This window comes from Moorena bouillonii PNG, assembly GCF_001942495.1.
GTDB lineage: Bacteria > Cyanobacteriota > Cyanobacteriia > Cyanobacteriales > Coleofasciculaceae > Moorena > Moorena bouillonii.
In genome coordinates this window covers 8219422-8245178 of the sequence record NZ_MKZS01000001.1, presented here as the reverse complement: position 1 = coordinate 8245178, position 25757 = coordinate 8219422, and the positions used below count along the sequence as shown (strand labels likewise).

19 protein-coding genes and 3 pseudogenes are annotated in these 25757 nt (G+C 42.0%); 11 read left to right on the top strand and 11 right to left on the bottom strand.

Annotated features, from left to right (window positions below; all coding sequences use genetic code 11):
• Nucleotides 1–897: 897 nt before the first annotated feature.
• Nucleotides 898–996 (bottom strand): pentapeptide repeat-containing protein, encoded by a 99-nt coding sequence (locus BJP37_RS44795; RefSeq protein ID WP_369121429.1) that lies wholly within the window; start codon nt 994–996, stop codon nt 898–900.
• 259 nt (nt 997–1255) lie between these two features.
• Between BJP37_RS44795 and BJP37_RS33740 the strand changes: the two genes are divergently transcribed.
• The 3 genes and pseudogenes from BJP37_RS33740 to BJP37_RS33730 all read left to right on the top strand — a co-directional run.
• Nucleotides 1256–1630 carry a hypothetical protein gene (locus tag BJP37_RS33740; RefSeq protein ID WP_143727929.1) on the top strand — a complete coding sequence of 125 codons (375 nt, stop codon included), beginning with the start codon at nt 1256–1258 and terminating at the stop codon, nt 1628–1630.
• A gap of 239 nt (nt 1631–1869) precedes the next feature.
• A pseudogene (locus tag BJP37_RS45295) lies at nt 1870–2046 on the top strand (SDR family oxidoreductase); the annotation flags it as partial.
• Nucleotides 2047–2179: 133 nt separating this feature from the next.
• Nucleotides 2180–2827 (top strand): annotated as a pseudogene (locus BJP37_RS33730) (NAD(P)H-binding protein); the annotation flags it as partial.
• 29 nt (nt 2828–2856) lie between these two features.
• Here the strand turns inward: BJP37_RS33730 and BJP37_RS33725 are convergent.
• Entirely contained in the window at nt 2857–4437 is a 1581-nt protein-coding gene (locus BJP37_RS33725; RefSeq protein ID WP_075905584.1) for an ArnT family glycosyltransferase, read from the bottom strand.
• 483 nt (nt 4438–4920) lie between these two features.
• Between BJP37_RS33725 and BJP37_RS33720 the strand changes: the two genes are divergently transcribed.
• A complete protein-coding gene (locus tag BJP37_RS33720; protein WP_075905582.1) occupies nt 4921–5739 on the top strand; it encodes a uroporphyrinogen-III synthase in 819 nt (272 codons plus the stop codon).
• A gap of 338 nt (nt 5740–6077) precedes the next feature.
• Nucleotides 6078–6248, top strand: a complete 171-nt coding sequence (locus BJP37_RS38060; RefSeq protein ID WP_198954262.1) for a hypothetical protein — start codon at nt 6078–6080, stop codon at nt 6246–6248.
• Between the two features lie 253 nt (nt 6249–6501).
• Here BJP37_RS38060 and BJP37_RS33705 read toward each other — a convergent pair whose 3' ends face one another.
• Complete coding sequence (locus BJP37_RS33705) at nt 6502–7746, bottom strand: RNA-guided endonuclease InsQ/TnpB family protein (protein WP_075905580.1); 1245 nt, start codon at nt 7744–7746, stop codon at nt 6502–6504.
• Nucleotides 7747–7823: 77 nt separating this feature from the next.
• Here BJP37_RS33705 and BJP37_RS33700 point away from each other — a divergent pair, with 77 nt between their 5' ends.
• The 6 genes from BJP37_RS33700 to BJP37_RS33675 all read left to right on the top strand — a co-directional run bounded on the left by BJP37_RS33700 (nt 7824) and on the right by BJP37_RS33675 (nt 12673).
• Entirely contained in the window at nt 7824–7964 is a 141-nt protein-coding gene (locus tag BJP37_RS33700; protein WP_075898914.1) for a plasmid mobilization protein, read from the top strand.
• A 79-nt stretch (nt 7965–8043) separates the two neighbouring features.
• Nucleotides 8044–8328 (top strand): hypothetical protein, encoded by a 285-nt coding sequence (locus tag BJP37_RS33695; RefSeq protein ID WP_198954261.1) that lies wholly within the window; start codon nt 8044–8046, stop codon nt 8326–8328.
• Between the two features lie 19 nt (nt 8329–8347).
• On the top strand, nt 8348–9241 hold the full coding sequence (locus BJP37_RS33690; protein WP_075906729.1) for a phosphodiester glycosidase family protein: 894 nt from the start codon (nt 8348–8350) through the stop codon (nt 9239–9241).
• 276 nt (nt 9242–9517) lie between these two features.
• Entirely contained in the window at nt 9518–11029 is a 1512-nt protein-coding gene (locus BJP37_RS33685; protein WP_075905578.1) for a GUN4 domain-containing protein, read from the top strand.
• A gap of 301 nt (nt 11030–11330) precedes the next feature.
• Nucleotides 11331–12317 (top strand): endonuclease/exonuclease/phosphatase family protein, encoded by a 987-nt coding sequence (locus BJP37_RS33680; RefSeq protein WP_075905576.1) that lies wholly within the window; start codon nt 11331–11333, stop codon nt 12315–12317.
• An 8-nt stretch (nt 12318–12325) separates the two neighbouring features.
• Nucleotides 12326–12673: a cupin domain-containing protein gene (locus tag BJP37_RS33675; RefSeq protein WP_198954260.1), complete on the top strand. Its 348-nt coding sequence runs from the start codon at nt 12326–12328 to the stop codon at nt 12671–12673.
• Nucleotides 12674–12862: 189 nt separating this feature from the next.
• Here BJP37_RS33675 and BJP37_RS33670 read toward each other — a convergent pair whose 3' ends face one another.
• From BJP37_RS33670 to BJP37_RS33630, 8 genes and pseudogenes are all read right to left on the bottom strand, one after another.
• Entirely contained in the window at nt 12863–13519 is a 657-nt protein-coding gene (locus BJP37_RS33670; protein WP_075905574.1) for a HEAT repeat domain-containing protein, read from the bottom strand.
• Nucleotides 13520–13606: 87 nt separating this feature from the next.
• On the bottom strand, nt 13607–13783 hold the full coding sequence (locus BJP37_RS44790) for a sulfite exporter TauE/SafE family protein (protein WP_143727931.1): 177 nt from the start codon (nt 13781–13783) through the stop codon (nt 13607–13609).
• Nucleotides 13784–14086: 303 nt separating this feature from the next.
• Nucleotides 14087–14341 (bottom strand): TIGR03643 family protein, encoded by a 255-nt coding sequence (locus BJP37_RS33660; protein WP_075905572.1) that lies wholly within the window; start codon nt 14339–14341, stop codon nt 14087–14089.
• 108 nt (nt 14342–14449) lie between these two features.
• Complete coding sequence (iscB, locus tag BJP37_RS33655; RefSeq protein ID WP_075905570.1) at nt 14450–15724, bottom strand: RNA-guided endonuclease IscB; 1275 nt, start codon at nt 15722–15724, stop codon at nt 14450–14452.
• 677 nt (nt 15725–16401) lie between these two features.
• Nucleotides 16402–16573: pseudogene (locus BJP37_RS40545) on the bottom strand (transposase-like zinc-binding domain-containing protein); the annotation flags it as partial.
• A gap of 143 nt (nt 16574–16716) precedes the next feature.
• Nucleotides 16717–18510, bottom strand: coding sequence for a sodium:solute symporter family transporter (locus BJP37_RS33645; RefSeq protein WP_075905568.1), 1794 nt, complete (start codon nt 18508–18510; stop codon nt 16717–16719).
• 469 nt (nt 18511–18979) lie between these two features.
• On the bottom strand, nt 18980–20083 hold the full coding sequence (locus BJP37_RS33635) for a hybrid sensor histidine kinase/response regulator (protein WP_075905566.1): 1104 nt from the start codon (nt 20081–20083) through the stop codon (nt 18980–18982).
• A 99-nt stretch (nt 20084–20182) separates the two neighbouring features.
• Nucleotides 20183–25456 carry an ATP-binding sensor histidine kinase gene (locus BJP37_RS33630; RefSeq protein WP_229415542.1) on the bottom strand — a complete coding sequence of 1758 codons (5274 nt, stop codon included), beginning with the start codon at nt 25454–25456 and terminating at the stop codon, nt 20183–20185.
• Nucleotides 25457–25757 lie beyond the last annotated feature (301 nt).

Here is a 25757-nt window from a genome sequence, read left to right as displayed (position 1 = left end):
AATTTAGCCTACTGTTAATTTAGCATAGCACAAATAAAAATACAACTTTACTTGAAGAGTTTCACGATTTACTATCCCCTATGCTACTCATAATAAAAAGTGAGGCTCTGACAGAAAGGATACGCGATCGCTTCCTAAGGTTGATCATACTTATGACATAGATTTTATTGCATGCATGAGGTAAACTTATCAACCTCAAAGTCCCCCTTATTAAGGGGGATTTAGGGGGATCTCTTTCTCAAAGTACCCCTTATTAAGGGAGATTTAGGGGAATCTCTTTCTCAAAGTACCCCTTTTCACTAGGAATTTAGTGGGTTCTTTTTGTACCTCATAGTAAAAATAATTATTATATCCAGTAAATTTATTATCCCGACTCCCAATTACCAAAATTTACTACTCATAAAAAAACAGATTGCTGATGGGATGCGAGCGCTTTATTTAAATTTACCATCCCAAAAATAAATTTTCAAAACCCTTGACAAATTAATATATAATCATTACTATTATAATGGCAAACATTAAGCAAGAGGTTAACCTTATGCCTTCACAATTACCGCCTAATTCAGACAATACTCCTGACGAGTCTTCCCCAAAAAAAATCCCTGTTCAGCATATTTTAAAGGGGTCCCGCAAGGCCATACTTAATACGATGCATACCCTGTATGTACTTCGTTACACGGAAATTTCCGACTGGACTCCTCTTCAGCCGACGGGTATTCCGGGAGAGTTCATCACAATTAGCGTCAAGTACTTGATTATCCCGTAAAACGTTAAATTCCTGGGGGGTTTTCCCCCCGGCCAAACCATCGGGTCTAATCCCATAGGGTCACGTCTGGATAGGTGAAAAAACTGAATGACATAAGGTAACATTCCTAGCCGTGGATAGTATTTCTGCGGCTATTTTTTTAAGGTTGAAGGTTGGAGGTTAGTTTGTTGAAGGTTAGTTTGTTGAAGGTTAGTTTGTTGAAGGTTAGTTTGTTGAAAGTAATGCTTGATTTCAATTAGCTATAATAATGCTGGGATTGGTGAGATTATTTCATGGGTTCGCTTCCCACACTTCCGATATTCCCACACTTCCCTTCTTTGCTTGACCAAGTAAGAGATATTGGTTTCCTATCACAGATTAATTTAAAAAAAATATTGAAAAAATGTTAAGGGTTTGGGGAATGTATCCTTTTTTCGTGGTAGGTTGTTATCGCAACCTGAGACAACAAAAGTTTTAGGTTGAACATGATCATCAAATGGAGATATGATAGTGAATTTTCAGTCTATCGGGAAGAAAGTTGCTTCCCTATTCCTTTTAATTGTTTGGTGCTTGTCTGTGTTCGTTGCTAACCCTGCTGTAGCTCAAGCTCGTGAGGTTTATGGAGCTGTTGATTCAGATGGTTCTGTAATGTATGGCAAGGGCTTCACAACCAACAAAATCCAGGACGGTTTTTATATTATAGAGTTTCAAGAAGACTTCCTAAGTAAGCCAGCACCTACTGTTTCTGTATATGGTCCGCCTTGGCGGACTTTTAATATGTCTGCTGCAATTATTGATGTCAGTCCCGATCAATTTTTCGTAGTAACTTCTACTCCAGAGCGTCCTGTCGATAGTGCCTTCACTTTTACGGTTATTGGCGACTAATTAGATTGTGGATTCTGTAAAATCCTAAGAATAGAAGTAAGTATTCAGCGAAGAGTTATCAGCTGAATGCTTACAATTTCAATTAGCAATAATAATCCTGGGATTGGTGAAATTGTTTAATGCGATCACATCCCACACTCCCCTACTCCCTGCTCCCTGCTCCCTGCTCCCTAAAACTCACAACTACTATATACTTATTCCAAATTCCAGTTAAGACCAAAACTTGAGGAGCAGGGGTGATGACTTCAACAGATAGAGTACTGGTGGCGGGTGCTACAGGTGGGGTGGGACAGCTAACGGTGGCCAAGCTACTAGATAAAGGTTTTCAGGTTAGTGTTCTGACTCGCAGTGCTGAAAAAGCTCAGCAAATGTTTGATAACCGAGTAGAGATTATTGTTGGTGACATCCGCTATCCCTCTAGGGCGTGTTTTCAAAGTTTTCCGCAAGATTTAGATCCCCCCCAGCCCCCCGCGCGGAAGGGGGAGCCATACTCAAAGTCCCCCTTTTTTAAGGGGGATTTAGGGGGATCTCCGAGGCAAGAAGACACGCCCTAGCCTCCCCCCTGAAATACAAAATGTTACTCATATCATCTGTTGTACTGGAACTACTGCTTTCCCTTCTCAAAAGTGGGATTTCGACACAATGGATCAAGCTAAAGGATTCCCAAGTGTGATCGAGTGGCTCAAGATCTATCTCAAGCCCACCTACGCTCGTACTAAAGCCAAAAATAGTCCTGAGCAAGTTGATGCTATAGGAGTTAGCAATCTGCTAGCAGCAGCTCCTAAAAATCTCAAGCGGTTTATCTTTGTATCCTCTTGTGGTGTGCTACGGAAAGATAAACCACCCTATAGTATTCTTAATTCCTTTGGTGTACTCGATGCCAAAAAAAAGGCAGAAGAAATCATCATTAATTCAGGATTACCCTATACTATTATTCGTCCAGGACGACTGATCGACGGTCCGTTTACCTCCTATGATTTAAACACTCTGTTGAAAGCGACAACAGGAGGAAAATTAGGGTTAGTATTAGGTACAGGGGATACTTTATCAGGTCAAGCTAGCCGAATTGATGTGGCATCAGCTTGTGTAGAATCCATTGCTAACCCTGCTACGGTCGGAAAAGTTTTTGAGCTGATAAACCAGGGAGCAAGACCATCAGTGATTGATTGGGCAGAGCTATTTTCTACTCTCGATTGACACTCCCCATCTCCCCATCTCCCTACTCCCTACTCCCCACTCCCCACTCCCATTGATTTAGCTAAAGTAAACCCTTCAGCAGAGCCTAAAGATACTTGATTAGGTAATTGCAAAGCGTCTAAGGTAGAGTTGTCCAAGAGTAGGTAAGATTGAGTTGACCACAACTGTTTTAAAGTATTTTCATCTTGGGGAATCACTTTGCGATCGCTATAAAAATCTAAACTAGGACGCTGATAGGAAAAAGACGTATAGATAATATCCCCTGGAGCGGTATGTTCCTGAATCAAAGCTGCTACTGGCTTAACTGGAAATGCTTCATTTAACTCCCACAGCCAAGATTGAGAACTCATTAATAATACTAAAGTTATGTACATCCCTATCAATAAAATTGGGATAAAATTGCGGTTATGCTGTTTAATTTTCAAAGCCGCTAGGGTCATGGTTAGGCTTACCACCATACCCATAATGATTAAAACCGGTTGGGGATCTGCCAATATAAAATAAATACATCCCCCTAAACCAGCTACTCCGATAAATCCTAAAATAATTGTTAAAATCTTAGGATAACGACTCCAATGTTGCCAAAATAGGGTGAGTTGAGCCGCAACAGCTATAGCAAAAAAGGGATACACAGGCATAATGTACCAGGGCAGCTTGGTTCCCATCATAGAAATAATCGTCAAATAGCCGATAGTCCCAATTAAAATCAAACTCCCCCAAGTGGTGAGAGGTTTTCGCCAAGCTAGATAAAATCCTCCTAGCCAAAACAATAGCCAAGGGAAAGTATACTTAATTAACTCCAAAATATAATACCATGGTGAGCCTTGATTCCCTTCCACCTTTTGAGAGATACGAGCGAATCCTTGCGAGATAAAATGAACATGCCAAAATGTTGCTCCATAATGCTGCCATTGGGCAATATACCAAACCAAAACCGGTGCGTAACCTAGGACTATGCCCAACCAAAAATAGCGACTTTTCAACAACCATAACGTTTTATTTGCCAGAATAAAGACCAAGACAATTGCCCCTAGAGGCACAACTAATAGACCTTTTGTGAAAGTAATTAGTCCTAAACAAACTCCGATCCCAATTGCCCAATAAGACTGAGCCTGACAAGCTTTAAGTAAGCACAATAGCAACAGCAAAAACCAAGTATTGATCATGCCATCCAGCATCGCCAAACGTCCGTGGCGCACCACTGGCAACAGGGTCAAGTAAACGCTAGCTGCAAACATGGCACTGAGACGTTCAACAAATAGTTCTCGTGCTACTAAATAGAGCAGTGGTACTCCACACGCTGACAAAAAAGCACCAGGCAGACGAGTAGTGAATTCTTGGACACCCCCTAGTTTATAGCTTAAGGCAATCAACCAATCCATTAAAGGGGGTTTAAGTAGATAAGGTTCTCCCCACAGAGTAGGATGGAGCCAGTTACCCGTGCGATAGATTTCTCTAGCGATCAGGGCTCTGGTGCCTTCATCCCAGTCTCGTAGGGGTACGTTTCCCAGAAAAATACCCCAAAGGAAAAGGGCAGCCAGGAACAGGCTTAGGATCCACTTGATCTCCGTGAAAAAGGGATTTTTTAAGATAAGTGCTAATTTGTTCATCTATAACAAAGGGAACAGGGAGTAGGGAGTAGGGAGTAGGGAGTAGGGAGTAGGGAGTAGGGATGCAGCCGCTGATGGGCTAAACCCCATCAGCGGCTGCATCAAGACGGGGTAACAAAATTGAATGTACCTTATAAGTATGGAAAACGCTATATTAATTAATGTTTTTAATAGTTTCGCCCTAGGATGGTTATATAGCATTTCCATTTGAGTTGTGAACATAATCTGTTCGGGAAAGGCAAGATGCAAGAGGCAAGAGGCAAGATTTAATTAAGTATATAATAATTTTTGCTATTCAAAAAAACTGTAATTTTTTTTCAAATAAAATATATTTATAAATGTTATCTATAGTATTTATAAATATATCCTTAATATTAATGCTATAGATAACAGTAAACACTCCTTGGAGCTCTTGACTACTGTTCCCTGTTCCCTGTTCCCTGTTCTCTGTTCCCTGTCTTGATATAGATTTACAATAAAAAGATGCACCCTCTATCTCCCTCCAATCAACTCCCTCTCTATGGCAAGAGAATCATTGTCACAGCACCAAGAATCTATGGGTCTCGGTTATCTCAACAAATCATTAACCAGGGTGGACTTCCCATAGTGATGCCAACTATTGAAACCTGTCTGTTAGGCAATTCCCCTGAATTAGATGCTGCTCTCAGACAAATTCATAAATTTGATTGGATTGCCTTCACTAGCCGCAACGGAATAGACGCTTTTTTTGAGCGCATGGCATCCTTGGGTATTTCTACATCTGTGCTGAAAAATTGTCAACTCTCTGCCATTGGAAAAGATGCCGAAAGATTGTCTGATTTTGGAGTAACAGCTGATTTAGTTCCCGCTGAAGCTAGCCCAACCGGAATTGTTAGTGAATTGTCTAACTATCCAACTATTGATCAGAAAACTATATTAGTTCCTATTCCAGAGGTGGTCGGGATACCAGAGCCTAATGTCATCCCAAATTTTATTTCGGGTTTACAGGAATTAGGCATGAAAGTCACTCCGGTATTGACCTATCAAACCCGAATTTTGGATCAAACTATCTATGATGTAGAATTAAATCTGATTAGTCAAGGCAAGATAGATGTAATCGCTTTTAGTAGCACCGCAGAAGTAACCGCTTTTTTGACAATGGTTAACTCCCCCCAGGATTATAACCATTGTGTCGTTGCTTGCTTTGGTCCCTATACCGCTGCTAATACTGAAAACTTGGGATTAACTGTTTCTATTGTATCCGAAAGTTACAGCTCCTTTGAAGGATTTGCAAATGCGATCGCAAACTTTTTTGATAGCTAAATTATCAGCTATCAGCTATCAGCTATCAGCTATCAGTTATTTGGTTGAAAGTTGTTTGGTTGAAAGTTGAAAGTTGAAGGGTCTCAGCTTGTCAGGTTGGCAGGTTGAACGCGCACGCGTGGCCATTCGCGTAGCGTGGCCAATAGGCCAAGGCCAAGGTTTACCCTCACTAAAAAGGTAGGATAAAACGGCAAAAAAATGGTTTTCAATATAGCCTATTATCGAAAAATAATTCATACCAATTTTTCTATTCAACACTTATTCCAATTACCAATTCCCCAAGCTTTATAACGTTTATCATAGCTATTAGGTACACAATATTTTTTCCCTCTTGCCTCTTGCCTATTCCCGATTCCCGATTCCCGATTCCCGATTCCCGATTCCCGATTCCCGATTCCCGCTTCCCGATTCCCGATTCCCGATTCCCGATTCCTGATTCCCGATTTCCGATTCCCGATTCCCGATTCCCGATTCCCGATTCCCGATTCCCTGTTCCCTTTGCTATATAATTAGCTAACGTAGAATTAGGTGGGTGAATGGAAACCAATCAGCCCTCAGTCAACCCCAATACCCCTAATCTAGATGCGCTTCACATCAAGCGCCCCTGCTTAGTCGTTGCTGATCTCGAACGAGCATTCACCATTTACCAAGATATCCTAGGATTTAAGCTCGACTATCTCGCTGAAGCATCCCCAGAGTCTTACCTATACCCAGTGTTTCAGTTTCCCAAAACTGCTCAGGTGACGTACTCCCGACGTTGCCCTAACGGGACAACGCGGGCTTCTTGCCAACACCAGGTATTCCTTCGGTTACTCGGCAAGCTTTACTTCTGACGGGACGTCCCACCGCCAAATCCAATATGTTTATTGCCGCATTCACATCACGATCCGCTGTAAAACCACAATGAGTACAAGAGTGGATGCGGTCTTTTAATTCTTTAGGAACTTTTGCTCCACAGTTAGAACAGTTTTGACTGGTATTTCTGGGGTTTACTGCCTTCGTGATCAGTCCAGCATTTATGGCCGTAGGCCACGCTACGCGAACGGCTTTGACTGACAAAATAGACAGAAATTGCCCCCATCCAGCATCTAATACAGATTTAGCTAGTTTAGTTCTAGTCAGACCTTTAATGTTGAGTTTCTCGTGAGCTACTAAATCGTGCTCATCCAATAACCTCTTTGCAGTTTTAAAATGAAAATCTTTTCGAGTGTCAGCTACTTTTTTATGAGCCTTTCCTAGATTGCTGACAGCTTTCTTTCTGTTATTACTTCCTTTCTTCGATCTACTGACAGCTTTCTGAATTTTCTTTAGTCGCTTTTGAGCTTTTCGGTAGTATTGGGGGATGGGCACTTCTGAGCCATCAGACTTTACCAGGAAAGATTTGAGTCCCATATCTATCCCGATAGGGTTGGTAACACTATCTACTGGGATAATTTTTGGTACAGTATCATCTTGAATTGACAGTGTGACATAATAGCCATCAGCTTTTCGGGTGATAGTAGCTGTCTTTATCTTGAATCCTTCTGGGATAGGTCGATGATAAATCATCTTGACTTGGCCAAATTTTGGAAGAGTCAAAATATTCCCATTTATAGGATTCTTAGATAAAGAAGGAAAAGTAAAGGATTTGTATCTATTTTTACTCTTGAATCGAGGTTTTCCGCTTTTTCTTCCGTTGGTATCCCCTTTTAGGAATCGCTTAAAAGTCAGATCAACTCTTTTAACGCAGTCTTGTAATACGTGAGCATGAATGTCACTGTACCAAGGTCTGTCTTTCTTGAGTTGAGGCAGGGTTCTCTTCTGAGAAAAGTAGTCAGGATTATTCCTTAGATCTGGTAAGTGACAAACAAGAGGACAAGATTTGATAGAACAGCGATTTTGGTCAAACCAATTGAACCTGTCTGCCAATAAATAGTTGTACTGATAACGCAACATGTCCAACCATTTTTCCGCTTTTGATATTTGCGACTTTGTTAATCTTAATCGGTATTGATATGCGGATTTCATTCTTGTCCTCTTGTTTATCGACCTATCAATAATCTAGCATATGGGTACCTGTTTGATAACCCAAAACATAAAGAAAAATGAAAGATCAAAAACTGATAGTTAGAGTAACTGAATTTGAAAAACAACAATTAAAACAAGAAGCCGACAGGAGAGGGATGACCCCTTCAGAATTAATCAGAAGCTTGATAGCTTGTTTCCCTATTCCTCAAAACTTTTAATTGGTGACTCCGTTTCACTCCATCACCAGGCTATCCTTCCCGACGCTGACCCTATCGGGTACAGCGCGGGGCTGCCGCCTTGAAGCTCAAATTTGCATCACTCAGTACAGAAGACGAACCTAGAGCCCTGGCCCTGACCGAAGCCAAGGGAATTGAATTACCCACCCCTACCACTCCCTATCCTCTAGCACTGGTGGTCAGAGTAAAAGACCTCACCCTAACCATTGAGAAAATCCGTGAACTGGGACTTGACACCATTGAGCCCAATTACTTTACTAGACCACCAAACCTCAATTTCACTGAACAAGCATTCTGCGATTACGATGGTCATCGGATTATGCTTTATGATGTCAAATCCGGTTGACTACTTTAGCAAAAATAACGTGAGAAAAATCCTTGGGCTGAGCTTGATTGCCATAGGTTTAGCGGTTGCGTGGTTATCTATCCAGGATCACCAGCCACCCGATGCCCTTTCTTCAGATGTTTCGCCACCCCAGAAACAGATCAAATACCAATCCCATCCTCTAGACTTTAGTGTGGTTCACACCTTATTAATTCCAGCTGAAAGTGGATTTTCCGTTACTCCCGCCATATCGGAACAGTTAATCACCTTAGAAGATTTAGCCCAAAAGCACCAAGCTGTAGCTGCCATCAACGGCGGTTTTTTTGACCCAAAAAATCAGAAGACCACCTCGATTGTAATCAAGCAAGGGCAACTAGTAGCAGATCCCCGTGACAACCAGGGGCTGATCCAAAATCCCAACTTACAGCCCTACATGGAGAAAATTCTCAATCGATCAGAATTTCGGCGATACCGTTGTGGGTCAACAGTCCGCTATGATATCACCCTACACAGTGAACCGACCCCCCCCGGTTGTCAATTATTAGATGCCCTAGGCAGTGGTCCGTTGCTGGTTCCACAAATTACATCAGTAACCGAAGGTTTTGTAGCTGTAGAAAATCGGAAAGTCATACGAGATGCCCTAGGGAGCAGCCGACCCAATGCTAGAAGTGCAGTCGGTATTACTCCTGATGGCAGCATTTTGTTAGTAATGGTGGCTCAAAAATCAGAAGCTCCCAGAAATTCCGGTATGTCCTTCAGAGCCCTAGCTACCTTCCTGAAAATTGCCGGGGTTGAAAAAGCCATGAATCTAGATGGAGGAAGCTCCTCCGCTCTTTATTATAACGGCAAAACCATTTATGGCAGAGTGGACAAAAACGGAAATCGAATCAAACGAAAAATTAAATCGATTCTAATGGTTAACCAAGACCCGTGACTAGTCGGGAGTCGGGAGTCGGGAGTCGGGAGTCGGGAGTCGGGAGTCGGGAGTCGGGAGTCGGGAGTCGGGAGTCGGGAGTCGGAACAATATGAAAATCTAATCAGTCCTTAATTATTATATAGCAGTTCTCCTCTTTATGAGGTACACAGGATTTTTTACCTATTCCCTATTCCCTATTCCCTATTCCCTATTGCCGAAAATCAAAAACTTTTGTACGTAACCTATTTTAGAAATGCTATAAGAAGATAAGAGATGGCATTAGTAAAAAAGTAAATGGCTAAGAAAGTAGCACTGCTGATCGGGGTTGATCAGTATGCCGAAGGTTTAACTACCCATCAAGCTGCCTCCCATGATGTGGCAGCAATGCAGCGAGTTTTGCAAGAGAAAACCCTAGGGGATTTTACTCGGGTAGAGTTGCTGATAAATCCCAATTTAGAAACCCTAAAAGAAGCAATTAAAAACGTATTTGACCAATGTGGTGTCAATGACTTAGCCCTAGTTTTTTTCTCTGGCCAAGGAATTATTAATCAGGATGGTAAACTGTATTTAACAACTAGCATCACGACTAAAGATAACCTTGAAGGTACTGCATTACCCGCTTCTTTGTTACACCAGCAATTGAGTCGTAGTGATGCTCAGCAACAAATAGTAATTCTTGAGTGTGATTACTATAGTGCTTCAGCTGACGGTTGGCTGACAGAACCTGTGAGTGTCAATCTCAAGGAAGAACTCAGTGCTCCAGGGCGAGCGGTTCTCACCTCCTCCACAACTACACAAACCTCTTGTAAACAGGAACCAGCTGATTGTTCCCTTTACACCCAGTACTTAGTCGAAGGCATTGAAACTGGTGCAGCAGACCGAGATGGGGCTGGCTTAATCTATGTTCGTGAATTACATAACTATGCCACCGAAAAAGTCCAGACTATTAAGCCCGAGATCGAGCCAGCTCTGTTTCTTGATAATAACGGGTTGGATATTTTACTGACTATTTTAATGAATCAAGACCCCAACCATGATCCCGATAGTGAGTATCGCAAAATCGAAGCCAAGTATCGCAAAATTGTGGAAAACTATGAACGGTATGGTAAGATTCCTGACATTGTTCAATATACCTTAAATCAAAAAAACCAAGAGTTGGGGATAACTGTTGACCTACACCAACCTGACCAACTCATTTCTGATCAAGGCATAGACTACTCTAACTTGCGAAATTTACTAAGAGCCGGTAAATGGAAAGAAGCCGATCAGGAAACGTTTGCTCTCATGGTCAAAGCAGTTGATCGAGAAGAAGACAACAATATCGACCCTGAGTCAATCAAGAATTTTCCTTGCACCGATCTACACACCATTGAGCGGCTTTGGCTAAAGTATAGCAGTGGGCAATTCGGCTTCAGTTTGCAAAAAGAAATTTGGGAGAAGCTTGGGGGAAAACTTGATAGTGACGATAATAACGTTGATAAACTAGAATTCAACCGAAGCTTGTATGTTTTAAGTTCCTATTACAACCCCAACAGTATTTCCCGCAGTAATTATTTCCCTAACCTATTAGCCTATCAAACTCAGCTTTATCAACAATTTGGTCATCGTGTGGGATGGCGAGAGCGGAAAGGATTGCACCTCAGAAGACGATGGAGAAATTATGAAGACCTGACATTTTCCGTAATCTGGGCTCCAGTGGGTCACCTACCAACTCTGGTTGGTCGTGATGGCATGAATTTGGGAGTATTATCGATTTGGAGGATGAGAGTTAATTTATTCTCTCACCTTGAGGAGTGTTGGTTATAGGATTTAAGCTTGTCCAACGGGTGCATCTCATATTTGTAACAAAGAACGGAGGTGTGGGGAGATCGGGAGATGGGGAGATCGGGAGATGGGGAGATGGGGAGATGGGGAGATCGGGAGATCGGGAGATGGGGGAAATTTTGATTAAGGGTAATTATCCTGACATGATCTAAGCCCTTGGTTGAAGTTGTTACAAATGGCCTAAGCCTGCGAGGTTAGAGCAACTCCAAGAACAGAGAATCCCCGCATCTTTAGATGGGGAAATGCCAAGCTGGAGGAATAGCTCTCAACACAAATAAGAATCATGCATCGAAACCGTTTCAAAGTTGGAACCTTTAACCTATGCAACTTAGTGCTACCAGATGTCCTATACTATAGAAAGAAGATATATACCCAAACAGAATACGCTCTTAAGACCACCTGGATCGCTGAACAACTGAAGAAGATGAAAGCTGACATTGTTGGCTTTCAAGAGGTATTTCATCAAGAAGCTCTCCAACAAGCACTGGCTCAGAGCCAAATTTATGATAATGCCACCACTGTGTTCGCAAAGCCTACCGGTAAAAGTCCAGTTGTTGCCCTGACCTCCAGGTTTCCAGTGCTTGAATACAACGTCATCAAAGATTTTCCCACTACGGCATGCCTGGATATCCAGGGAACAGACATCCCACTCAAGCGTTTTTCTCGACCAGTGTTAGAAGCACATCTCAAGCTGAGTGACACGATTGATTGTACAGTTTTTGTAATTCACCTCAAGTCCAAGCGTCCGATCATCCCAGATGGAGTAGACCGCAATGACCCAATTGAACAAGCCAAAGGACAAGCGAGATCTCTAATCCTCCGAGCAGCTGAAGCAACAGCTTTGCGGGTAATTTTGATGGATAAGCTACAGCACAGGGATCATCCGGTAATAGTGATGGGTGATGTCAATGATAGTGGTGTGGCTATAACTTCTCAAATCGTTTCTGGAGAGCCCCCTTTGAGAAAACTCTGGTTTCAGCAAAAGCAGATGATCTGGGATGTGTTGTTGTATTACGTCAAAGACATTCAAGCTCGACAAAACTATGGTGACTTCTACTACACCCACATCCATAATGGCCACCACGAGAGCCTAGATCACATCTTGGTCAGTCAGGAATTCGTGGTTCAAAATCCCAAACGTATTGGCAGAGTTGGGTATGTCTCCCTTTTCAATGATCATCTAATCGACGAAACTTTGAGTGACGAGAAAATTGAGACTTGGCAATCTGATCACGGACAGGTGGTTGTCTCCATTGAACTTGATTCATAAGGTGATGTATGAACACTGAAGAGATAGCTAACATTTTCAATTTACCTCCTGAACTTCCTACCGAAGAACTGTTTGAACCGTTGATATCTACCGATAACCTATTAATCGAGCGCATCATCTCCACTGGACAAACCACACCAACCGGAGAGTGGTATGACCAAGACCAAGACGAATGGGTAATCCTGTTACAAGGGCAAGCAACCCTTAGCTACCTTGACGGTTCCAGTGTCAAGCTCAAAGCAGGGGATTATCTATTTATAAAAGCTCATCAAAAGCATCGAGTGGAATATACCAGTGCTGAGCCACCCTGCATTTGGCTAGCCATTCATGGCAATTTGCAACAGCAGCAGACCTGAGCAAGATTCTCAGGACTTACGCAACTAAACACTATGATGCTGTAGGGTCGAGACCTGACGGGGTGACAAACAAGCTTAAAAGCCTTACTGGGTGTGGGGTGAAAGGTGTAGGGAATGTTCCCTAACCCCTAACCCCTAAAACCTAACCCCTGTATGACTTTCAATTGGCTTGTTACCCCGTGAAGAAATCTAGAGAAGTCCCTCTAATGTTGCACCGACAACTCGATAATCAGAATCTTGTCGCAGCTTCATCAGAGCATTTTGGGCTCTTGGGTCATCAAAATGTCTCAAAGTTATGGCTACTTGCGCACGAATTGCATCTATAGAGGAGTTAGCTGCTTCAAGAAGAACCTCTAAAGCTGAAGATGCTTGAGGTGTTTTTGCTAATTGCCCTAAATTAGCGATCGCTGATTCCTGAACTGTGATATCGTTCCCTTTAAGTCCCGAAATACAGAGCTTTAAAAATATTTCTGGATGTTCAGTTACTTCGATTGCAGCAAGAATACTTTGCCTTACCAACCAATTAGAGTCTTGTTGGAATAGGTATACGAGATGGGGAATTGCCCGCTCACCATATTTAGCTAAAGAATTAGCTGCTTCAGCTCTGACATTATAATCTTTATCATGTTCGATTAAATCCAGTAATAACCCAAAGGCTTCCTCTGTTTGCTTATACCCCAAACCCATAGCAACAAAGGAACGAATTAGAAATTCTTGGTCATACATCCTTCCCTTGAGTAGGGGGACAACCAAACCAGGTTCATAGTGCCTTAATTCGGTAATGGCTTTCATCCGATTTTGAGGATTAGGGCTATTGAGATTAGTTTCAATCTGATGTAGTTCCATGGGAATATCTCAAAATGTGACTAATTTAAATTAATTGATTAGTAAACTTGGTTTTGAACTTCTGGAGGATTAGCTGCTAATCCTTGTTCAAATTAACCCTGATTCTTGTAGTAAGGCGAAAATACCATCAGCCAACAGTTGGATGGAAATAGCCAAAATGAAAAAGCCTAATACTTGACTCAGAACGCGGATTCCACTTTGATCAAAAACATTGACCAGTAGTTCACCCCAGACCAAACACAGATAAAGTATTATCCCTAACATTGAATTCTTGTTATACTCACATCTTGCACCATTCTCAAGAAGCTTGGTTCATGTAGGGTGGGCAGTGCATCAGACAGATAATGAAGCTTGCAAAGCGCGTTGGTAGGCACTGCCCACCCTACGATTAATGACAATGGTGCAAGATCTCAGTTATAGAGATAGTTGCTCGGAATATTTCATGGCTGAATTACTATTTATTGTATAATATTTATGCATTTATAAGTTATGTTAATTGTTTTTCATATAAATTGCTAGGACTTGACACGGTAATTTAGGTAGTGAAATCCGTATAGTGTTGTTAACTTAATTCTTTTGGTTGTTTGACTTGAATCGACCTGCGGTAAAATCTCTTTTTCGGAGATGCTTGGTGTTACGTGCAGTGACTCTCTTACGCCACATCTTGAAGCTTGAAGTAGTCATGGAACGTCGCATTAATTGAATTACGTGTTTCTCTTGGAGACCAAACTGAACCTCAATTGCCTCAAATGGTGTTCTATCCTCCCAAGCCATTTCAACAATGCGATCAATAGTTTGGTTATCTAAGTTGGATATCTTCATCAAAAAAATAGGGGTTGGTAAGGGGAGCGACGGAAACCCCTGTCATTCATGCATGGGGAGGAGTCGCTCCCCTTACATAAACAGCAGCTTGACAGAGATTCTTTTGAATTAGAAACTATAAGAGTATCCATCTTTCCGGTGTACAATGCTGCAATATTTATGACTAATTCCTTGAACCAGTTCGTGTTTAGTGGAGATATTGAATGAACCGGTTTTTCGAGTAGCTATTCTACCTGTGTAGGTTCCAATTTTCTTGCCTTTGGTTACAACGGCTTTGGCAATATCTCCAGTCTGAAACCCTTTGACAAACTTAAACCTTGGTACATAACGAGTGGGAAAGCCAAACTTGTTCGTTCTGCACATCTGACGAGTACCATGTCCTTTAGCTGAAATCAACAAGGGCTGATAACTTTCGATGTACAAAGTATCGACTTCTCCAACATTCGCGGCATCTAACCAGTGTGTTTTTGGAAGGTTCTGCCGACATCGATTGTACTTAGTTAATCCACCTGACCCTGTTTCAATCGGCAAACCTAAGGCTTTTAATTCGTTATACAACTTCCATCGAGTTGAGTTGACGGCTGCCCCATCGACTAAAGGTCGTTTGGCTTGAGAAAGAATACGCTTTAGAACATCAGGTTTACCAGATAAAAACTGTTCGATTTCCTGATTACCTTTGATTTGATTGCACTTCCTACAAGCAATTGCTAGGTTACTTACTCGGTCAGAACCGCCCTTTGATTTAGGTTTGATGTGTTCGACCTCTAGTTGAGTATCGGTCACACCACAGTAAGCACATTTACGATTCCATTTGGAAAGTAGATATTCTCTAACTTCATATCCGTAGAGTGTGCCCTGCTGATACTCTGTGCCAGAAATCTCAGGGTTTTCCATCTTCTGAGTATCGAACCTAACTAATTCCTGAGAAATGCCAGTTATCGGACAAAATCGAGTAAGTTTTTTTACCCATGTGAGAATATTATAGACTCTCGACATTAGACTGGGAGCTAACCACCCATCAGGACGTTTACGGTTAAGAAACCGTGGCTGTCGATAACGAGTTTTGCGGTTTCTACGAGAACGTCTCAACTTTCTACGTGAGGTTAAACCATCTCGAATTTGAAGACCTCTGTGGGTTAGTTCCGCACCCCAAACAACCACCTTTTCTTGAATAATTGCTAAACCTGTCGTTTGAGAACCAGGGTCAAGTTTGATCTGATGATTATGTGTTACACATTCCAATTCCTCCAAATCGCGCATAATGATTGTGAACGGGTATCTCCTAAAGACCTTAGCCCTTCCTTGTTTGAGCAAGATTCTAGCTCTAGCAGGCTGGCATGGGTCTAAAGGTTTTTTGTTTTTATCAAGTACAAAAACTCGCATAATGTGAGTATTCTCCTATTGCTAGGGTAAAGTTCGCTTCGCCAATGTTATCAGTCGGTACTTTCCAGATTGCACTTCCTTAACCTGATAAAGATGTTTAACAATCCGGTTCTAGAGCTTGAAACTAGCGTCGCATTTCAAGGTAGGAACTTCAACTCTTGGTGATAACGTAGTCCCTGACGGGACTTGGGCTGGTCAGGTAATGATTCACAAGCCCCCGGATTTATCCGTGGGGTTTGCTACTCCCAGGCTCCTGACTAACTTATGCTGATTTGAGTACAATGTATCTAGGTAAATACACTTATCTATTATTTGTCGATCAACTAATTTCTAAGTAGTAATTATCTGGGTTTTAATCCCCCGTTCAATTTTTAATTGAACAGCCAGTGAAGTCACTAAACCTCTCATATTGTCGTCAAAGACCCACAAAAGTCCCAGTTGGTCATCAATGGATAGGCTCTGGATAGTTTGCACCGCCTTGGAACATCAAAAATATTGGAATAAGAGGGTTTGTTAGTAGTTTTGACCATAGGATTGTTTTTTATTTTGACGTGTTATGTAACTTAATGTAACGTAATGTAAAGTTTTATTGCAACAAATTGACTTAACTAGCGAGGGGGTCTGGGGGAGCGATAAGTCCCCAAACCCCCTCCCTACTTAAACTACAACCTTGCTGCGTGAGCTTTTAGAAGCGTGGAGATTTTTTCCGGTTCAATCTGTGGCGCGATAGTAAAGAGTATCAAAGGTACAGGTAGTCTCTCGGCAAACTCGACAGTAATACCGTTGATGTCCAATGCTTGTTTTGACCTGTTTATGGGTCTTGTGATGACCACACAGAGGACATTCCATAGTAGTGACTACTCCCACACTTCCTTGAGGCACTACCGGAAGTAGGGAGTAGTGATGCAGCGCGGTCTTTCCTAGTTTTACCTGTTCCCTGTTCCCTATTCCCTATTCCCTATTCCCCTGTTCCCTTTGCTACAGTTTCAAACTTAATCTAGTCTCACCTCTTTTGACAGGTGTCTAAACCAATTAAAGTACAAACAAATAGATAGGATAATAAATAAAAACAACAGGATTCCAAAATTATCCCAACGTTTCATCATCAACATGATTCCCATTAAAAACAACACTATCTGCCAAGGAATCCCGATCAATGTAGATAGAATATCCCGCCGATTCTCGTTCCTGATTTTTGCCTGACTATTAGCTGGGAGGTTTTGACGGATTACTCCCCAAAACCCAAACGGTCGAGTGACTCGATAGAAATTATCCATCACCTCCCGGTCAGTTGGCTCAGTTAAAAATGTTCCTAGGATACATCCTAGTAATGAGCAAACGCTGGGAATGAGAAACAGCGCATATTCCTGAAATTGAGCGTAATTTAAATTGGGTAGTACTATTGCCTTGGTTAAAATAGCCGCTACCATCCCCGCCACTGTCCCAAGGGCAAATCCATAGCCATTAAAGCGCCACCAGTACCATCTCAACACCAAAGGAATAGACAGTCCAGCACCTAGTCCCAGGGTTAGCCATCCCCAAATGTCATTGATATTGGTGATATTGAAACTAAATAGCAATCCCACCACTACAATTACAATTGATGCCCAGCGGCTTTGAACAATCAGTTGTTGGCTATTAGCTTGGGGATTGATATAAGCTTGATAAATATCCTTAACCCAGTAAGCAGCACTAGCATTGATGATTGAGTCAAAGGTAGACATAGCTGCTGCAATAAAACAAGCGATCAGCAACCCTTTTATCCCCACTGGCACATATTCTGCGATCACCGTTGGTAAGATAAGTTCAGGGTCAGCAATTACTGCTTTAGTGGTTCCGTAATGGATACCCAATACTGCAAAGGCTGTAACCAAGGGCCAACGAAAAGAAAGCAAGATTATCCAAAATAGGGACAGTAACCCAGCTTCGCGATCGCTTTTAGCGGCAAAATAGCGTTGAATCATATACCCACCCCCGCCGCCAAACCCTACCATAATTTCTTTGAACAGATAGAATAAAATCACCCCACCGAACAAATTGAAGATGCCATAGTCTCCCGGTAGATCAACTGCGATTGGGGGCGAGATGCTGCTCCACTCCGTGAAATTCCAAGTTTGCAATTGCTCAGCCCCAGGAATCGAGACCGAGAAGGTATCCGGAATAGTTGCCGTAGAGAATGCGATCGCACAAATATAGATAATCGCAATAAAAATCAAAATACCTTGAAATACATCCGTCCATACTACGCCGTAAAAACCGCTAACAGCCGTATATACCAGGGCGAGCAAAATCAAAAATATCGAAGCATAGCGGTCATCAATACCCAGAAATTCCCCCAGGAATTTGCCCCCCCCAACCGAAAAGTAACTCATGGAGCCAATAGCAAAGATAATATTAGCAACAGCACTTATGATCCGAGCCGTATTGCCTTCCCTTCCTGAGCCGAAGCGCAAGTGCATCCATTCCGCCAAAGTCATCACCTTTGCCCGTCGGTTCCACTTGCCCATGAATATCATAAAAATAGCCATAATTAAGACAACGCCACCCCGGATCTCGATGAAAAATCCCTTCGTTCCCAGAGCATAAATTAAGGCGCTGATCACCATCGTGCCAGCCAGGTCAGTATTGGAAGCCATTCCAGAAGCCCCCAAAACCCACCAGGGCAGATTGCGATTTCCCAAAAAGTAGGATTCTATACCCTCAGATGCTTTCCGTTGAAGAATAACCCCAAAAACGACTATGCAAATCAGGTAAATAGTAACAATGATGTAATCAACTGGATGCATGAATTTTATGATCAAGGATTAAGGATTCAAGACTCGGCTTGGGCAATCACTACTGGGGTGATCTCGGAAAAATCAATGGCCAGAAGAAAGTTTTGCATGATATCAAGTCCGAAGCGCATTGATATTGTATAATACAAGAGTCTTCTGCAGGTGTTGAGGCTATGGACTCTTAATACCAATAACAAATGACAACAGACTTTTGAGCAAACAAACAAAGACGTAAGCATGCAGCTAATGCGCTACGCCCATACGGCGGATTGCATAACTATCAGGTACACAGGATTGTTTTGGCACTTCCGACTTACCTGCTCCCTGCTCCCTGCTCCCTGCTCCCTCAAAACCCAGAAATTTGTACCTAATTGAATTGCAAACCGCTGTATGCTTACAGCATACTTGATATTATAGATGAACCCTGAAAAATTAAAGTTTAATTAGTAAACTTTAGTAATCAACAATCAACAATTAATCCTTAAATTGATAATTTTCCTGGAAGTATAACATGGACAATTGTTTGTATTCCTGGAGAACTGGTTATGTTTAATTCTCCACCATGTAATTCAGTCAACAGTTTGGCAATGATCAAGCCTAATCCAGAGCCTTGTTGCTCGTAGAGTTTACGATCAAATTGCATATAGGCTCCGAGTTTAGCAATTTGAGTTGGTGTCATGCCTCGTCCCTGATCGATCACCAAAATATTTAACTTATTATCCTGGAAATAACTCTGAATCTTAATCGGCTTACCAAACTCGGAAAACTTCAAGGCATTATCAATGATTTCTTCAACAATTTTAGTGAATTTGGATTGGTAAATATTGACAACTACTTCTTGCAGTTCTAAGTGCAAATCGTCTTTCCGGTTTACCTTCAGACATTTTTGGATAGCAAGGTCTTGGATAATTGTTCTAGTAAAACTTTGCTCTCCATAATCAAGCAGCTTCCTGGCTTGCTTAGGTTGTTGCTCGATTCGCGCTAGTTCTGCATAGAGTAAAAAATTATGGGTGAGCCGATATAAACGTTCTCCAGATACACGGATTTCCTGAAGCATTTCCATAGCTTCACCCCGCTCTATGGTATCATAATCTTCTATCAGGAATTGGGCAAGATTCAAAATGCCATTGAGAGGAGTACGCAACTCATGAGGTAGTGCATGAGTGATGTTATCGCGCAATTCATCGACCTGTTTTTGAGATTCTTGCTCAACAGCCATCTGCTTGGCTAAGCGGGTTGTGATTGCTCCTAATAATTCATCTCTAGTAAATGGCTTGGTCAGATAATCATCTGCGCCCAGTTCCATCCCCATCCGCAGATCACTTTTTGTAGATTTAGCCGTAAGAAAAATCAAGGGAATTGTCTGGGTGGATGGAATTTCTTGTAACTGAATCATTACACCGTAACCATCCAGTTTCGGCATTTTAATATCGCAAATAATCAAATCAGGACATTCATTTTTTGCCAATTCCACACCGATTTCACCATTTTCTGCTTCAATAACATCGAAATTTTCAGCCCGAAGTATTTCCACAACAATGGTACGGATATCTTCCTCATCTTCAATAACTAAAATCTGCGACATATATCAGTTCCTCCTTCAAACCTTAACATTTAGAAACGCTTTTAAAAACCAAGTCAAACTAATCCTTTCTTCTAGGCATAATCATAATTCCTATTAGGATCAACTGCCAACTGCCAACTGGCAAACAGCTCTCGGTCTTTGTACTTGCTCTGGTGCTGCAGCAGGGGAGTACAGTGGAATTGTGACAGTAAACGTTGTGCCAATACCGACCTGGCTATTTACCGTAATTTCACCACCGTGTACTTCCACAGACTGTTTGACAATTGCAAGTCCGAGTCCAGTTCCTGGAATATTGCCTACATTATTGCATCGATGAAATGACTCAAACAGTTGCTTTTGGTCTTCTTCTGGAATACCAATACCCTGGTCTTTAATCTTAAAGATAACCTCTTCTTGCTGACAAATCAAGTCAAAGTTTATGGTGCTATCATTAGGGGAATATTTAGTAGCATTTGATAGCAAATTCCTCAAGATATGTCTGATAATTTGTTCATCGAAATCAGCCTCTGGGCATTCACCTTGAATAACAAAAACAATGGTTTGCTTGGTGTTAAGACCTAGTTCTATTTCTTCGACTAAGTCACGGCAGAAGTCAAATAAATTCAATGGTACAGGGTTGAATTTTAGTTTTCCGGCGTTGGCTTTATTGACTAGCAACACGTCATCCAACATGTGGAGCATATGTTTGACATTAGCTTGAATCCGATCTAGATAGTTTTGTTTTTTCTCCTCATTCCAATTCTGGCTATAATATTTGAAAATTTCAGTAACTCCCATAATACTGGTTAGGGGGGTGCGGAACTCGTGGGAAGTCATAGAGATAAATCGAGATTTGAGTTCAGTGAGTTCCTTTTCTCTTTCCAGAGATTTGCGAATCTGTTTTTCGAGTCTCTCCCTAACTTGAACGTCATGCAAGGTCTGGTAAAGCGTGGCATTTTCCAAAGAAATTGCCGCTTGATTACACAGAAGGCTTAACACTTCTACGTGTTCATTGGTAAAATTTCCAGAAATTATATTATTTTCTAAATACACCATACCAATCATATTTTTTTTACGCAGAAGTGGCAAACACACAGCTGACTTTGGCTGATGCTTTATGATGTATATATCATCAGCAAAAGTAGAGTTAGTAACCAGATTATTTAAAATCAAATTTTCTTGACTGATAGCGACATAATTAATTACAGATTTGGGCAATTGCTGAGTAATGGTTACTGGAATTGAATGCCTTACTGTTACGCCATTGTTAACCACTGAACCGGCTGCCTCTATCATCAGTTTATTTTCTTTTGACAAAATGATAAACCCCTTTTTAGCCCCAGCATTAGTCAGGAGAATATGCATCAACTTGTCCAGTAAATTATCGAAAATTATTTCTTCTGAAATGGCTTGAGATGCCTTGATAACGTCAGATAAATCCAGTGCGGTTAAACTTAGTGTTATCGTTGAGTTGGTTATGGAATCTACTGGAACTTGCGTTGTTGGTTGGGCAGTAATTTTGCTAAGGAGTTGGGGGTATCTTGATTCTAAGTCTCTCACTTTTGCCACAGCTCCCCAGCGACTGTATCCATAGTAGGCATCAGTCAAGTAAGCCTCGGCGATCTTTCGTTTGCCACAAGACAGATAAAACTCTGCTGCTAGCTCATTGGCCAGTGCTTCTTCCTGGATATAGTCCTGGTCCGCTGCTCCTTCAATTCCTTGGTCATAAATTTCCATGGCTTGCCAGTGTTGCCCTAAAACTCGTGCTTTCTCTGCCTCCACTAGCTCGTACTTATGCTTGAAGTTTGATGGAGCATGGTATGCCCAGGTTTTCAGAGTTTCCTGATTAGCTGCTACTTGGGTGAGGTATTCACCTTGCTGCTGTGGCTCTACATGGGGATAGTGAGCCAAAAGCGCTAGAGAATAGTAGAAATTGTGTTCAGCAATAAGAATCATGCCAGGGACAGCTTGTGCGTATTGCTCTGCTGACCTGGCCTGAGCAATAGCTTTTTCGGGTTCCTTAAACCAATAAAACAGAATGGATTTGGCAAGATATAGATAAAACAGAGAGGTTCCATTATTCTGTTCTATTAAAATGGGAAGCATTTCTAATTCATTAAAGTCTTCCCCAATTAACTGACAGGGATCGTCAGATCTGCCGAGTAAATTTAAGATTAATTGTTTGCCGATTTTAGCATAAGTAACATGATAGTCTAGCTTTCTTTTTTGCAGCCAATCCAGATACTGGCCATACTTTTGAGCACCAAAGTCCAAATCATATCCCACAAAAAATAGGTTGGCACAGTAGTTGATGGCAGCATAACCGCCATACTCTATATTTCCGGTTTCAAGACCGCTGTTAAACGCCTCTAGTAAGGGGTCTATGGTTTCCTTGAGATGCTCTTTCCAGTGCCTGATATGACCGTTAAAAACATCTAATACTATGCATTTGAACTCCTGAGCATGGAATTGCTCCAACAGCATCAAAGACAGTTGACCAAATTTATAGCCACCATCGATATCTCCCATAAATCCACACAGGATCATGGCGTAATTAATATAGGTGTCCGTGGACAGATTTGAATTGCCATGGTTGATACATAGATTGATTCTTGTAAAGATAAACAGTGGATACAATGACGGATTAGCAATAAAAGCAGCGTTTCCTACAGACTTTAAGATCCCCATGGCCGCTAGTTTAGTCAGGTCAGTCATTTCTGGTAGGTCAACCAAATCCTCACTAATCAGGTTTTTAGAGGGGGGGTCTTGATCCAGTTGAATCCCGAGCATGTCCAGAACCTCTAGCCCCGTATCCAAGGCGACTTGCATTTGGTTTTGAGCAATATAAGAGTAGATTTTTAGTTCATACACCTTGACTTGATCTAATTGGGTTTTGGCTTGTTCCAGAGCCACTCCAGCCAAGAGGTTTGATTGCTCAAAATTACTGTTGAGGTATTCCGCTTCCACCACTTCTATATAGAAAGCAAGGGTGAAGTCATAGTTGTCAGTCCAGGTATCCGCTGCTAGGAGTCCTAGACCTACATTCAGATACTTGAGAGCGCTGGGATAAGCGGCTGCGGCCTTGGCTTTCTGACCCGCAGTCAGATTGAGTTGAGCTAACTCATCTTTTTCCCACTGAGCGGTGAGTAAGTCCGTGCCAAAATTGAGTTGGTTAACCAAGGCAAAGATATTCTGTTCCCGTGCCTCTGGAGTGGTATGGTTCAGCAACAATTTGCCAATTTTTAGGTGGGTTGCTTGTTGGTCGGATTCGGGAATCAGAGAGTAGGCGGCTTGCTGCACCCGGTCATGTAAAAATTTGTAGTTAACCTTGACATCACTGAGGCCAAAATCTGCGGATTCTTCTTGTCCAAATAGCAGAGGAATTTTGTAAGTATCACTCAACGGCAGAATCAAACCGATCTGTAGTGCTTCCCAGAGCTGAGCAGCCGTGATAATGGTTGAGTCTTCATTGACAATGGCTAGCATCTCTAAGTTAAACTGATTGCCCAGACAAGCTGCCAATTTTAAAACCTGCTGGGTCGTTTGTTGTAGCTTGCCAATACTTCTGGCAATCAGTTCCACCACATTATAATCAGTGATGCCAATAGCTTGAATTTCATCAATATCCCACTGCCAGCTGCCACTGCTGACGTCATAACTCAGCAAATTTTCTGAGTAGAGGGTTTTGAGCAGTTGGGTCAAGAAGAAGGGATTACCTTGGGTTTTATGGAATAATAGCTCTGCTAGGGGTTTGGTCTGGTTTTCCCCTTGGGTGTCATTGAGAGTATCGGCTACTAATTGCTGAACGTATTGTTTCTGTAACGGCTCAATGGTGATCTGATGTATGACTAAGTCAGTTTCTTGAATTTTCTCAATGGTTTGAATCAAGGGATGGGTGGGACTGACTTCGTTATCTCGATAAGCTCCAATGATTAATAAATAGTTGCGATCGCAGTTCGTCATTAAGGTCTGGAGCAACCTTAATGATGCTAAATCTGCCCACTGTAAATCGTCAAGGAAGAGCACCAGGGGATGTTGGGGTTGGGCAAAGACACCGATGAATTGTTGAAACACCCGTAAAAATCGGTTTTGGGATTCCGATGGTCCGAGTTGGGGTACTTCCGGCTGTTGACCGATAATCAGTTCCACTTCGGGAATGACATTAATAATCACCTTGCCATTGGCACCCAGAGCATGTAATAAATTCTCTTTCCAAATCCCTAGTGTTTGAGCGGGTTCTGTCAACAGTTGCCGAATTAATCCCCGAAATGCGTCCAGCAAAGCAGCGTAAGGACTATTGCGCTTAAACTGGTCAAATTTACCACCAATAAAATACCCTCGGGCTTTGACAATTGGTTTATGAACTTCATTGACCACTGAGGTTTTACCAATCCCTGAGTAACCGGATACCAACATCAATTCAGTGGCTCCAACACTGACTCGTTCAAAGGCCTCCATCAGGGTGGCCACTTCCCCTTCGCGACCATAGAGTTTTTGAGGAATTAGCAGTCGGCTCCCGATGTCATAGGTTCCGGGAGTGAAGGTTTCAATTTTTCCAGTGGTTTGTAGCTGGTATAGACAGCTTTCTAGGTCAACTTTTAGTCCCGTAGCACTTTGGTATCGGTCTTCAGCATTTTTCCTGAGGAGTTTCATCACAATCAATGAAACTACTTCACTAATTTCTGGATTAAGCTGATCAGGAGGGACAGGATATTGAGCCAGATGATGGTGAATCAATTCCATGGGATCGGTGGTGATAAACGGTACCCGATCCGTTAGCATTTCGTAGAAAGTGGCACCTAAAGAATAGAAGTCACTGCGGTAGTCAATGGAGCGGTTCATCCTCCCAGTTTGCTCCGGTGAAATATAGGCAAGAGTCCCTTGGAGCCAATTATGATTCTTAGTGGTGGGATTCTCTAGAGACAAGCGGGAGGCAATGCCCAAGTCAGTTATTTTAACTTGTCCTGTTTCCGGATTGATGATGATATTGGAGGGGTTAATATCTTTATGAATAATCGGGACTTTGTGCAGCTCATCCAAGCTTTCTACTAGAGAAATAGCAATTCGCAGAAACTCCTTTAGATTAATGGAGTGAGAGTTGATAAACTGCTTCAGGGATTGACCCCCAAAATCTTCTAATATCAACGCCAACCCATTATTATAGTTTTCCAGACCGTAGCATTTGACAATGCCTTCACAATCAATAGCTTGGGAGATTGTATATTCTTGTCGTAAGCTGCTAATCTCTTCAAGGGAGGGATAGTCCGATTTAATAACTTTAATAATAACTGGTTTTTGCTCTTGCTGGTGATAGCCGCGATAAACAACTGTACTAACACCAGCTTCTAGTTCTTCTAGAACTTTAATTTGAGATTTTGGTAAACTTAACATCATCTCTCCCTTGAAGTTTTTAGATATAGTAATTGTGATAGCTATATGTGATAGCTATATTGATTGAATTTTGTTTGATTTTGTTTAATCTTGAGGTGCGACCAGTGATGACGCTTCTGATTTGGCTCAAGTTCAGGCGTTGCTGAATTAAGGAATGAATGCGCGATTATCTGGTTTTATTAAAGCCCCCGTGGGTCCCCCAACTTTGCGGTGCGACCCGTGGCGAATTTAATTCGCCTACGGAAAGCGCACCGGGGGAGACTTTAACTTACTTTTCTCCCCCAGGATTGGGGGTCAGGGGGCG